12 protein-coding genes are annotated in these 11226 nt (G+C 62.0%); 8 read left to right on the plus strand and 4 right to left on the minus strand.

All coding sequences use genetic code 11. From position 1 onward, the window contains the following. Positions 1 to 43: 43 nt before the first annotated feature. Complete coding sequence (gene argS / locus P353_RS21325; RefSeq protein ID WP_034374063.1) at positions 44 to 1753, minus strand: arginine--tRNA ligase; 1710 nt, start codon at positions 1751 to 1753, stop codon at positions 44 to 46. Positions 1754 to 2166: 413 nt separating this feature from the next. Between argS and P353_RS30035 the strand changes: the two genes are divergently transcribed. Beyond that, the gene (locus P353_RS30035; RefSeq protein ID WP_034374066.1) at positions 2167 to 2361 is read left to right on the plus strand and encodes a hypothetical protein; all 195 of its coding nucleotides are present in this window, start codon (positions 2167 to 2169) and stop codon (positions 2359 to 2361) included. 57 nt (positions 2362 to 2418) lie between these two features. Here P353_RS30035 and P353_RS21335 read toward each other — a convergent pair whose 3' ends face one another. Together P353_RS21335 and P353_RS21340 are read right to left on the minus strand one after the other, a co-directional pair. Further along, positions 2419 to 2865 (minus strand): DUF2214 family protein, encoded by a 447-nt coding sequence (locus tag P353_RS21335; RefSeq protein ID WP_034374069.1) that lies wholly within the window; start codon positions 2863 to 2865, stop codon positions 2419 to 2421. A gap of 84 nt (positions 2866 to 2949) precedes the next feature. Next, a complete protein-coding gene (locus tag P353_RS21340; protein WP_034355246.1) occupies positions 2950 to 3885 on the minus strand; it encodes a LysR family transcriptional regulator in 936 nt (311 codons plus the stop codon). A 388-nt stretch (positions 3886 to 4273) separates the two neighbouring features. On the opposite strand from P353_RS21340, the gene P353_RS21345 reads away from it, so the two are divergent. Together P353_RS21345 and P353_RS21350 are read left to right on the plus strand one after the other, a co-directional pair. Next, entirely contained in the window at positions 4274 to 5473 is a 1200-nt protein-coding gene (locus P353_RS21345) for a sensor histidine kinase (protein WP_034374072.1), read from the plus strand. A 12-nt stretch (positions 5474 to 5485) separates the two neighbouring features. Further along, positions 5486 to 6172 carry a response regulator transcription factor gene (locus P353_RS21350; RefSeq protein ID WP_034374075.1) on the plus strand — a complete coding sequence of 229 codons (687 nt, stop codon included), beginning with the start codon at positions 5486 to 5488 and terminating at the stop codon, positions 6170 to 6172. Between the two features lie 68 nt (positions 6173 to 6240). Here the strand turns inward: P353_RS21350 and P353_RS21355 are convergent, their stop codons facing one another. Continuing rightward, positions 6241 to 6600 (minus strand): hypothetical protein, encoded by a 360-nt coding sequence (locus P353_RS21355; RefSeq protein ID WP_003068180.1) that lies wholly within the window; start codon positions 6598 to 6600, stop codon positions 6241 to 6243. 494 nt (positions 6601 to 7094) lie between these two features. Here P353_RS21355 and P353_RS21360 point away from each other — a divergent pair, with 494 nt between their 5' ends. The 5 genes from P353_RS21360 (at position 7095) to P353_RS21380 (ending at position 11154) form a co-directional block, all read left to right on the plus strand. Further along, the gene (locus tag P353_RS21360; protein WP_034374078.1) at positions 7095 to 9284 is read left to right on the plus strand and encodes a malate synthase G; all 2190 of its coding nucleotides are present in this window, start codon (positions 7095 to 7097) and stop codon (positions 9282 to 9284) included. A 191-nt stretch (positions 9285 to 9475) separates the two neighbouring features. Beyond that, positions 9476 to 9694 (plus strand): cysteine-rich CWC family protein, encoded by a 219-nt coding sequence (locus P353_RS21365; RefSeq protein ID WP_034374081.1) that lies wholly within the window; start codon positions 9476 to 9478, stop codon positions 9692 to 9694. A 54-nt stretch (positions 9695 to 9748) separates the two neighbouring features. After that, complete coding sequence (locus P353_RS21370) at positions 9749 to 9937, plus strand: 4-oxalocrotonate tautomerase (RefSeq protein ID WP_003060526.1); 189 nt, start codon at positions 9749 to 9751, stop codon at positions 9935 to 9937. 103 nt (positions 9938 to 10040) lie between these two features. Then, positions 10041 to 10229 (plus strand): 4-oxalocrotonate tautomerase, encoded by a 189-nt coding sequence (locus tag P353_RS21375; RefSeq protein ID WP_003060524.1) that lies wholly within the window; start codon positions 10041 to 10043, stop codon positions 10227 to 10229. A 157-nt stretch (positions 10230 to 10386) separates the two neighbouring features. Further along, positions 10387 to 11154 (plus strand): class II glutamine amidotransferase, encoded by a 768-nt coding sequence (locus P353_RS21380; RefSeq protein WP_034355257.1) that lies wholly within the window; start codon positions 10387 to 10389, stop codon positions 11152 to 11154. The last annotated feature ends 72 nt before the right edge of the window (positions 11155 to 11226 follow it).

Consider the following 11226-nt stretch of genomic DNA (forward strand, 5'->3'; position numbering starts at 1 on the left):
ACAGGCAAGGCCGGCAAGGCGACCGATGGACAGGAAACTGGGATTACATGCGCTCGGGTGCGCTCACACCCAGCACCGCCAGACCATTGTGCAACACCTGGGCCGTGGCAGCGACCAGGGCCAGACGTGCGAGCTTGACCTTTTCGTCGTCCACCAAGATACGCTCAGCGTCGTAGTAGCTGTGATAGCTGGAGGCCAGATCGCGCAGGTAGAAGGTCACGTCGTGCGGTGCATTGCCTTCGGCAGCAGCAGTCAGCATCTCGGGGTACTTGGCCAGCAGCAGCATCAGGGCCTGGGCCTGCGGGCCTTCCAGAGCGGACAGGTCCACATCCTTGAGTGCCGCCAGGCCTGCACCACCAGCCTCCTGCCAGGCACGCAGCACGGACTGGATGCGCGCATGGGCGTATTGCACGTAGTACACGGGGTTGTCGTTGTTCTGGGCCACGGCCAGATCCACGTCGAAGGTGTATTCGGTGTCCGGCTTGCGCGAGAGCAGGAAGAAGCGCACGGCGTCCTTGCTGGTCCACTCGATCAGATCGCGCAGCGTGACGTAGGAGCCGGCACGCTTGCTGATCTTGACCTCTTCGCCGTTGCGCACCACGCGCACCATGGTGTGCAGCACGTAGTCGGGGTAGCCCTCGGGAATGCCCACATCGGCAGCCTGCAGGCCGGCGCGCACACGGGCAATGGTGCCGTGGTGGTCCGTGCCCTGAATGTTCACCACCTTGGTGAAGCCGCGCTTGAACTTCTGGATGTGATAGGCCACATCGGGCACAAAGTAGGTGTAGCCGCCGTCCTTCTTGCGCATCACGCGGTCTTTGTCGTCGCCGTAGTCGGTAGACCTGAGCCACAGCGCGCCGTCCTGCTCATAGGTCTTGCCGTTGGCAATCAGGCGGTTGACCGTCTCCTCGACATGACCGTTTTCATAGAGGCTGGACTCCAGGTAGTACTCGTCGAACTTGAGGTTGAAGGCCTGCAGGTCCTTGTCCTGCTCGTTGCGCAGATAGGCCACGGCGAACTGGCGAATATTGTCGTAATCCTCGACATCGCCGTTGGCCGTGAACTCGCGGTCATCGGCCTTGATGGTTTCCTTGTTCAGGAAGGCCTTGGCGATGTCGGCAATGTAGTCGCCGTTGTAGAAGTTCTTGGCCAGCGGGTTTTCGCTGTCGGTGGGCCAGCATTCGTCACCGGGCTTGAAGCCCTTGGCGCGCAGCTGGGTGCTCTTGGTCAGGGTGTCGATCTGCACGCCCGCGTCGTTGTAATAGAACTCGCGGTGAACCTTCCAGCCCTGGGAGGAATAGAGGTTGCTGATGGCATCGCCGATCGCCGCCTGGCGGCCATGGCCCACATGCAGAGGGCCGGTGGGGTTGGCGGAGACGAACTCGACCAGGATGTTCTCGCCGCGATCGGCCTGGTAGCCGAACTTCTGGGCCTGCGCCAGCACTTCGCGCACCACCTCCTGCTTGGCAGCAGGCTTGAGGCGGATGTTGAGAAAGCCCGGGCCTGCGATCTCGATCGCATCCACCCACTGCTGGAAGGCGGTGGTAGCCTCCAGCGCGGTCTTGAGCTGCTCGCCCAGGGCGCGCGGGTTGGCCTTCAGAGGCTTGGCCAGCTGCATGGCCGCCGTGCAGGCGAAATCGCCATGGGCTGCCACTTTGGGGTTTTCAAACGCAGCGCGTGCGCCGGCGCCGGGCGAGAGTGTTTCGAGCTCAGCAGCCAGGGCTGCGAGCAATTCCTGTTTGACGGAGAGCATCGCAGGATTTTACGTGCCGGATTCAAGTCCTGCCGAATCGCTGGCGCCACACCCTTGTTCCAGGGCCGGTTCACAGGCTGCGGAGATATATCCGCATGTATCGCCGGCCGTACGCAGTCATTGCGCAAATGGCAATCAATCTCGCCTAAAACCAGAATGCAGACCTTGCCCACGTTCAGCGGCGAGCTCAGCCGCGGCTGGGGCCTGTTTGCCGGCGACACCTACGAGCGCGACATCAACAACCAGGCTCTGGGCTTCAATACCTGCCCGCCCGAGCACATGTTGCGCCTCTGGACCACCTACCACCTACCACCTACCACCTACCACCTACCAGTTGCCAGTTGCCTGGCGCCAGGAGTGCGTTCAGCGGCGACCGGAACACCCGGAGCTCGTCCTACCGCAGGATCGGCACGGTGGACATCACGGCGCCCGGGCGTGCCGTGCGGAGCAGTTATGTGCGCAACCTGATCAACACGCAGTGGCAGGCCTCGCTGAACTTCAGCAATATGTTCGACAAGCGCTACTGCACCTCGATCGGCAACCTGATCAACCGCTGCCACTATGGCAATCCACGCAATGTGATGCTGAAGCTGCGCGGCAGCTTCTGACGCGAGAGGCGTAAAAAAGGCCGCTTGGCGGCGGCCATTCTCATTGCCTGGCGCAGCCTACATGCCGCGCGCCCAGAAGATGGCAACCACGGCAATCACCGGCACCACATGGCCCTGCCACATCACCCATTTGCGCGTCTGCCTGACCTCCTCGGGCGCCGGCAACTGGCCGCTCGCATCCAGCGTCTTCTTCCAGCGGCGGAAGGTCAGCGTGGGCTTGAGCGAGAGCAAAAAGGCGATGACAAACAGCGTCATCTTGAGGTGGAACAGCGGCGAGGCCGTATAGGCCCCCATGCCCTTGACGCCCCAGAGCAGGCGCGCAATACCGGTCAGCAGCAGGACGATGGCGGCAATGCCGTAAATCATGTCCAGCCTGGCCAGGCGCTGCACCACGGCGGCATTCATCCACTCCACACGGCACAGGGCGGCCTGGCTGGTCAGAAACACCACCAGGGTCAGGATCGCCAGCAGATGGGCGCTGGCAAGAACAGCTTCAAAGGTCATGGCTTCACAGTAGAAAAAAGGACGGATTCAGCGGCCCACATGAGGCCACGGCGGCCGGTCCATTGTCTACCGTTTCAAGCCCGCTCAGATATCCACGCCAAGACGAAAGAAGTCCGGCTGGTTGTAGTGGTGCTTGAGGTAGTCGATCCACATGCGCACACGCAGCGGCATGTGCTTGCGCTGGGGGAAGACCACGAAGATACCGTTGGGAGGTGCGGCAAACTCTTCCAGCACGGGCACGAGGCGACCCGCGGCGATCTCGGCCTCCACCTCCCAGGTGCTGCGCCAGGCAATGCCCCAGCCGCCCAGGCACCAGTCGTGCAGCACCTGACCATCGGAGCAGTCCAGCGGGCCGCCCGGCTTGAAGTGCACGACCTCGCTGGTGCCGCTTTCGGGATGCGGGATGCGGAAGGCCCAGCCCCGCGTTTGCGAGGCATCGGACGACAGCGTCAGGCAGTCATGCTGGGTCAGCTCGCTGGGATGCTTGGGCGTGCCGCGGCGCTCCAGATAGCCGGGCGTGGCCACACACAGGCGGCGGTTGTCGGCAATGCGCACGCTGACCAGGGCCGAGTCCGGCAGATCCCCCACGCGCACCGCGCAATCGAAGCCCTCGCCCGCCAGATCGACCACGCGGTCGCTGAGGTTCAGCGAAATGGTGACATCAGGATGCAGGTCGCGAAAACGCGGCACCAGCGGCGCCACATGGCGGCGCCCGAAACCGGCAGGCGCCGTGATGCGCAGATGGCCCGTGGCCTTGACACCGCCGGCCGACACGCTGGCCTCGGCATTGCACACATCAGAGAGCAGGCGCTGGCAATCCTCAAGGAAGGCGCTGCCTTCATGGGTCAGCGAGATGCGGCGCGTGGTGCGCACCATGAGCTTGACGCCCAGATGCTCTTCCAGAGCGTCCAGACGGCGCCCCATGATGGCGGGCGCCACACCTTCGGCCTTGGCGGCAGCCGTCAAGCTGCCCCTGGTCGCTACCGATACAAAAGACTCAAATGCCTTGAGTTTGTCCATGACCACTGCTCCTGTCTGGTCCGTGTTGTCTCCTGCTGCGGTAGCGTGCACTATTAATACAAGAGCACATACCGCACAAGCAGTCTTGATTTCTCAAATGTTTTTATCGAAAGTTCTTTAAACAAGAGCGCTGACTGCTATCACTATAAAAGTCATCAATCAGCGCCACATGCCTGTCTCGCAAGTGACTTTATTGCGATATATCTTACTCAGAAGTCACAAGTTGTCAGTGAATCTTTGATGTTTATATATGTTTATATCAAAATTTACCGTTTTCCCTGAGGCAGGAATATCGCTTATTCGCCAGCGCCATGAGCTGGTGGGCAGAGCCAGGCGTTAAACCTATGATTTGCAAAACACATTTACAAATCCGCTGCCGCCTGCCGTCATGAGCTTTTCACCCGTTTCTGCCGCCCATCTGGCCGATCTGCTGGGCCGCTCCGGCCAGGGCTGTGCACTCTGGAGTGCCGAAGGGCTGCTGCTCATGGCCACTCCCGCCTGGTGCCAATGGCTGGATGTGCCCGAGGACGCAAGCCCCATCGGCCAGCCGCTGCAGGCTCTGCTGCCTGCCCGCATCTGGCAAGTCCACGGCCAGCGCTTTACCGCCGCAGCCCGGGGCTTGCACCAGGAATATGACGACACACGGCCTGGTGGCTCCGGCTCGCAGCAGCACCGCCGCATACAGCTCATGCCCGGCGCAGCCGATGACCAGGGCCGGCACGAGGTGCTGATGCAGCTCAGTGACATAGGGCGCGAATATGCACGTGGCGAAGTCATTGCACGCCAGCGCGAGCAGCTGCAGGCCCTGCACGAGCAACTGCGCAGCAGCCGCCAGGACGCGGGCGAGCTCGACAGGCTGCGCACGCTGCTGGACTGGCGCACGGCCATGCTGAGCGAACACAACGAGATGCTGCAGCTGCTCTCCCATGAAATCCGCCAGCCGCTGAACAATGCCTCGGCTGCCATGCAGGCCACGCTCAAGGCCATCGAAGATCTGCATCTGGCCGATGCCGCGCCCGCCGCCAGGGCCTTGCTGCGCGCCGAGCATGTGCTGCAGCAGGTGATAGGCACACTGGACAACACCCTGACCGCCGGCACGATTTTGGCCGCGGGCGGCAAGGCCGGCGCCTCCAGCGAGACCGATCTGCCGACGTTGATCAAGCTGGTGCTGCACGATATTGCGGCCGACCTGCGCCCGCGCATCGATGTGCAATGGCTGACCACGGCACGCACCGTACAACTGCATCCGGCGCTGATGCGGCTGACGCTTCGCAACCTGCTCAACAACGCCCTGGCCTATGCGCCCGCAGATACCCGGGTGCAGCTGCGCATCTCCGAGTCCGACGAGCCGCTGGCGCTGATTCTGGAAGTCATGGATCAGGGCCCCGGCATTTCCGAGGAACTGCTCCCGCATCTGTTCGAAAAAGGCTCGCGCGGCAACCACAGCCATAGCCGCCCGGGCGCAGGCCTGGGCCTGTTCATCGTGCGCTCGGTCCTGCAGTTGCACCAAGGTACAGTACAAGCTCTGCCGCACAGCCCGCATGGCACGATCATGCGCCTGGTCATTCCCCAAGGTCTTGCCGAATGAGGTCCGCCGCCCATGCTGCCTGCCACTCTTGCCCTGGTCGACGACGACACCGAGTACTGCGAATTCCTGGCCCAGCATCTGCGCAGCCAGGGCGTGGAAGTCACGGCATACAGCGACAGCAGCGACCTGCTGGCCGACGACGCACCCTATCGCTTTGATTTCTATGTACTGGACCTGATGCTGCCGGGGGTTGCCGGCACCGAGCTGCTGCGCATCATCCGCAAGCGCAGCCAGGCAGGCGTGCTGATTGTCTCGGGGCGCCTGGGACCCGAAGTGTTTGCCGAGGTCATCAACGCCGGTGCAGATATGTATCTGACCAAGCCCGTGAGCTTCGAGCAGGTGGAGCTGGCCGTACGCGCCGTGCACCGGCGCATCATGACTACGGCCCGCACGGCCACGGCCTGGAAGCTGGACAGCCGCCGCAGCCTGCTGACCGCCCCCGACGGCCAGAGCGTGGAGCTGGGCGCCACCGACCTGATGCTGATGGAGTGCTTTTTGCAGGCCCAGGGCGAAACCGTCAGCCGCGACCATATCCGCAGCCTGCTGCCCCATACCAGCGCCGCCGAGTCCGACAACAACCTGCACGCCACCATCTATCGCCTGCGCCGCCGCATCGAAAAGGCAACGCCCGTGGCCGTGCCACTGCAGTCCCAACAGAAAGTGGGCTACCAGTTCCGCGCACCGCTGATCGCCGCCTGACCAAGGCCGGCGCGGCCACAAAACAAGAACGGGCCCACAGGCCCGTTGCGCGTTTCAGTCCTGCTCAATCACATCACGAACTTGGACTCCACATCCGAGACCTTGCGCCTGGCCAGGGCCAGGTTGGCACGGCCGTTGTCCAGCACGTAGTAGATGAAGATGCCGTTGATCTTCTCGGCCGGGCGCAGGATGTGATACTGCTTGCCCAGGGTGATCAGAATGTCTTCGATGCTGTCGTTCAGACCCAGGGACTTCATGGTCTTCATCTTGGCGCGCACCACTTCGGTATTGCCGGCTGCGGCCAGCTCCAGGTCCACGCCGGAACCTATGCTGCCCAGCAGCATGCCGCTGTTGTAATCCACCACTGCCGCGCACATGGCCCCATCCAGGGTCATCAGATCTTGCAGGCTTTCGTTCAGATTCGCCATCAGGAGCTCCTTGGTAAAGATTGGCTGGCCGATATCGGGAGACGCTCAATTTGTTTCAAGATTAACAAATCATTTCTGAGCGCGGATATCGACTTATGACAGACAAAGCCTTGTCATTTGATTGCAGGCACTTACTTCAATACCAAGGATCAGGTACGTGAGAACACCGTCCAATCTGCCGCAAGCTCAGGCCCGGCAAGCGATTGAAGCTATTGCTTCGGGAGAGACCTGGCACCGCCTCTTCCAGTCTCTGCAAGCCATTGCTGAGCCCGGTCACCGCCGAAGCCGCCGTGCACACCGGTCAGAACTGACGAACTCTGGCGCCTTTGGTGCGTAAAACGCATAAATTCCAGCAACTCCATATAAAAACATCATGAGTTTTGAACTATTTAGGCTATTTATGTACTCAAAAAATTCAAATACAGTCTCCACACATGCTGCCCGTGATGGGCAACGACTCCTGAATCCAGAGACATCACAACCAGAGGTTTCCAATGACTGATCGCACCCAAGTCCACGGCCTGCAAGTCGCCACCGAGCTGTACAACTTTGTGAACACGCAAGTGCTGCCTGGCACGGGCGTGGACCAGGACACCTACTGGAAGGGCTTCGACGCCATCGTGGCCGATCTGGCCCCCAAGAACGCAGCCCTGCTGGCCGAGCGCGATCGCCTGCAGACGCAGCTCGATACCTGGCACAAGGCCAACCCCGGCCCCATCGCCGACATGGTGGCCTACCGCAAGTTTCTGACGACCATCGGCTATCTGGTCGAGTCCCCCAAGGACGCCAAGGCAACGACCGAGAACGTCGATGCCGAGCTGGCCATCCAGGCCGGCCCCCAGCTGGTGGTGCCCATTCTGAACGCCCGCTACGCGCTGAACGCCGCCAACGCCCGCTGGGGTTCGCTGTACGACGCGCTGTATGGCACGGACGCCATCAGCGAAGAAGGCGGCGCTGAGAAGGGCAAGGGCTACAACCCCGTGCGCGGCGCCAAGGTCATCGAGTTCGCACGCAACTTCCTGGATCAGGCCGTGCCCCTGGCCTCGGGCTCGCACAAGGACTCCACCGGCTACGCCGTCGAAGGCGGCAAGCTGGTCGTGTCACTGAAAGACGGCAGCAAGACCGGTCTGAAGGACGAAGCCAAGTTCATCGGCTACCAGGGCGATGCTGCGGCGCCCAAATCGGTGCTGCTCAAGAACAACGGCATCCACATCGACATCATCGTCAACAAGTCCACCCCCATCGGCAGCACCGATGCTGCCGGCGTGGCCGACGTGGTGGTCGAAGCGGCTCTGTCGACGATTCTGGATCTGGAAGACTCCGTGGCCGCCGTGGATGCCGAAGACAAGGTCGCCGGCTACGCCAACTGGCTGGGCATTTTGAAGGGCACCCTGACCGAGTCCTTTGAAAAGGGCGGCAAGATCGTGACCCGTGGCCTGAACCCCGACCGCGAATACACCGGCGCCGACGGCCAGAGCGTGAAGCTGCACGGCCGCTCGCTGATGTTCGTGCGCAACGTGGGTCACCTGATGACCAACCCCGCCGTGCTGTGGGGCCCCGAGCACAAGGAAATCCCCGAAGGCATCATGGATGCGCTGGTGACTACCGCCATCGCCATTCACGACCTGAAGGGCGGCGCCAACGGCATCCGCAACAGCCGCACAGGCAGCGTCTACATCGTCAAGCCCAAGATGCACGGCCCCGCCGAAGCCGCTTTCGCGAACGAACTGTTCGGCCGCGTTGAAAAGGTTCTGGGCCTGCCCGAGAACACCGTCAAGCTCGGCATCATGGACGAAGAGCGTCGCACTTCGGTCAACCTGAAGGCCGCTATCGCTGCTGCACCCGCACGCGTGGCCTTCATCAACACCGGCTTCCTGGACCGCACCGGCGATGAAATGCACACCGCCATGTATGCCGGCCCCATGGTCCGCAAGGCCGACATGAAGACCTGCGCCTGGCTGCCCGCCTATGAAAAGAACAATGTGCTGGTCGGCCTGAACATGGGCCTGCGCGGCCGCGCCCAGATCGGCAAGGGCATGTGGGCCATGCCCGACCTGATGAAGGCCATGCTGGAGCAGAAGATTGCCCAGCCCAAGGCCGGTGCCAACACCGCCTGGGTGCCCTCGCCCACCGGCGCCACCCTGCACGCCCTGCACTATCACCAGATCAATGTGGCCGACGTGCAAAAGGGCCTGGAAAGCCCCAACGCCGACGCCGAGTGCGACGAGCTGCTGAACGCCATCCTGCAAGTGCCCGTGTCCACCAACCCCAACTGGAGCGATGCCGAAAAGCAGCAGGAAGTGGACAACAACGTGCAAGGCATCCTGGGCTATGTGGTGCGCTGGATCGACCAGGGCGTGGGCTGCTCCAAGGTGCCCGACATCCACAACGTGGGCCTGATGGAAGACCGCGCCACGCTGCGCATCTCCAGCCAGCACATCGCCAACTGGCTGCAACACGGCATCGTCACCGAAGCCATGGTGCGCGACAGCTATGCCCGCATGGCCAAGATCGTGGACGAGCAAAACGCCGGCGACGCCGCCTACAAGAGCCTGGTGGCCAACCCCGATGGCGCGGCTTACCAGGCCGCTCTGGATCTGGTGTTCAAGGGCAAGGAACAGCCTTCCGGCTACACCGAGCCTCTGCTGCACGCCTGGCGCCTGAAGGTCAAGGCCGGCGCCTGATGGCCGGACAAGGCTGCTCCTGAATAAGGAGCGTCCATCGCTTGATATCAATGGATTTGAAAGGTGTTTCTACCTGAATTTATTGATTCAAGGTCGCAGGCAGCTATCAAAATGCACTCCATGTCAGTACATCGAGTGCATTTTTCTTGGCCTCGCCACTAGCAGTGCGGTATGGCTTCTACACTGCTGCCATGCCCATCGATCCCCTCATAGACGCCAGCCGCTGCCCTCTGTGCGGCCAGCCCAACCAATGCGCCATCAGCGCCGGCCTGCCGCCGCACAGCTGCTGGTGCATGCAGACCCCGGTTTCCCGGGAGGCGCTGGAGCGGCTGCCCGCAGACGCACGCGGCAAGGCGTGCATCTGCCCCGCCTGTGCGCGGCCGCTCGACAACGATTCCACCCCTGCCTGATCCTGCGCTCACCGCCTTGCAGCTCGGGCATTCCACCACAGCCAGGAGACCTTGATGCCCACCTATCGCATTGAACTGTTTGAAGGCCGCAGCGTTGAACAAAAGCGCAAGCTGGCCGAAGAAATCACCCGCGTGACCACCGAGGTGCTGGGCAGCGCCCCCGAGTCCGTGGACATCATCATCACCGACGTGCCGCGCCACAACTGGGCCACCGGCGGCAAGCTCTGGTCGGAGCAAAGCTGACCGGCCCGCACGCAGCCGGGGCCGTCCCGGGACGCGGCTCTTGACCCGCCCGGCCTTATGATGGGCCTCTTTTCCCAACCCAAGCCAGCAAGGAAACCTGCACATGCCCACCTACCATGTCGAAATGATGGAAGGCCGTACCGTCGAACAAAAGCGCAAGCTGGTCGAAGAAATCACCCGCGTCAGCGTTGAAGTGCTGGGCGGCTCGCCCGAATCGGTGGACATCATCATCACCGACATCAAGCGCCACGACTGGGCCACCGGCGGCAAGCTCTGGCTGGACCGCGAATAGGCCGCAGCTACCCTCTTGCGCAAAGCAGCTTCGGCTGCTTTTTTCATGCGGGCCCAAGAGCGGTTGACGATCTCTGCCATACAGCACCATCATTGACGAGATCGTCCATAGATTCTTGGGCTATAAAGCTTTTTTGCTTGAAAGATATGACGAAGCCATGTGCCAGCTGCTTGGAATGAACTGCAACACGCCCACCGATGTGCGCTTTAGCTTCTCAGGCTTCACACAGCGCGCAGGCAACACCGGCGACCACACCGACGGCTGGGGCATCGCCTTCTTCGAAGACAAGGGCCTGCGCCACTTCGTTGATCACGAACGCGCCGTCGACTCCCAGATCGCCAAGCTCATCCGCGAATACCCGATCAAGAGCACCAACGTCATCGCCCATATCCGCAAGGCCACCCAGGGCGTGGTCAGCCTGCAGAACTGCCACCCCTTCGTGCGCGAACTCTGGGGACGCAACTGGGTCTTCGCGCACAACGGCGACCTCAAGAACTTCGCCCCCAAGCTGCATGCCCACTTCCAGCCCATTGGCAACACGGACAGCGAGCAGGCCTTCTGCTGGATCATGCAGGAGCTGTGGAAGTCCCATGCCGGCGTTCCCAGCATCGAAGAGCTGACCCACACCTTGCGCGAGCTGGCCGCCAAGATCGCACCGCACGGTACGTTCAACTTCCTGCTCTCCAACGGCGAAGCGCTCTGGGCTCATGCCACGACCCACCTCTGCTATATCGAGCGTAGACACCCCTTCACCCAGGCGCAGCTGTCCGACGAAGATCTCAGCGTGGATTTCTCCCGCGAAACCACCCCTCAGGACAAGGTGGCCATCATCGTCACCGCCCCTCTGACACAGAACGAGCAGTGGACCCCTTTCCAGAACGGGGAGCTGCGCGTGTTTGTGCATGGGCAGGCTGCACCTTATTGAATTGCACCAGGCCGGCTATTGAAAAATAAAAAGAGAGCGCCTAGCGCTCTCTTTTTATGGGTTTCCGGTATT

Origin of the sequence: Comamonas testosteroni (assembly GCF_000761245.1) — a bacterium.
In the GTDB taxonomy this organism is placed as follows: Bacteria; Pseudomonadota; Gammaproteobacteria; order Burkholderiales; family Burkholderiaceae_C; genus Comamonas; species Comamonas testosteroni_C.

What these genes read in the sequence shown, in the direction of transcription:
- P353_RS21340 (WP_034355246.1), bottom strand. Translation starts at nt 3,885, where the DNA reads ATGGACAAACTCAAGGCATTTGAGTCTTTTGTATCGGTAGCGACCAGG.
- P353_RS21370 (WP_003060526.1), top strand. Translation starts at nt 9,749, where the DNA reads ATGCCCACCTATCGCATTGAACTGTTTGAAGGCCGCAGCGTTGAACAA.
- P353_RS21360 (WP_034374078.1), top strand. Translation starts at nt 7,095, where the DNA reads ATGACTGATCGCACCCAAGTCCACGGCCTGCAAGTCGCCACCGAGCTG.
- P353_RS21355 (WP_003068180.1), bottom strand. Translation starts at nt 6,600, where the DNA reads ATGGCGAATCTGAACGAAAGCCTGCAAGATCTGATGACCCTGGATGGG.
- P353_RS21375 (WP_003060524.1), top strand. Translation starts at nt 10,041, where the DNA reads ATGCCCACCTACCATGTCGAAATGATGGAAGGCCGTACCGTCGAACAA.
- P353_RS21380 (WP_034355257.1), top strand. Translation starts at nt 10,387, where the DNA reads ATGTGCCAGCTGCTTGGAATGAACTGCAACACGCCCACCGATGTGCGC.
- P353_RS21350 (WP_034374075.1), top strand. Translation starts at nt 5,486, where the DNA reads ATGCTGCCTGCCACTCTTGCCCTGGTCGACGACGACACCGAGTACTGC.
- P353_RS21335 (WP_034374069.1), bottom strand. Translation starts at nt 2,865, where the DNA reads ATGACCTTTGAAGCTGTTCTTGCCAGCGCCCATCTGCTGGCGATCCTG.
- P353_RS21365 (WP_034374081.1), top strand. Translation starts at nt 9,476, where the DNA reads ATGCCCATCGATCCCCTCATAGACGCCAGCCGCTGCCCTCTGTGCGGC.
- argS (WP_034374063.1), bottom strand. Translation starts at nt 1,753, where the DNA reads ATGCTCTCCGTCAAACAGGAATTGCTCGCAGCCCTGGCTGCTGAGCTC.
- P353_RS21345 (WP_034374072.1), top strand. Translation starts at nt 4,274, where the DNA reads ATGAGCTTTTCACCCGTTTCTGCCGCCCATCTGGCCGATCTGCTGGGC.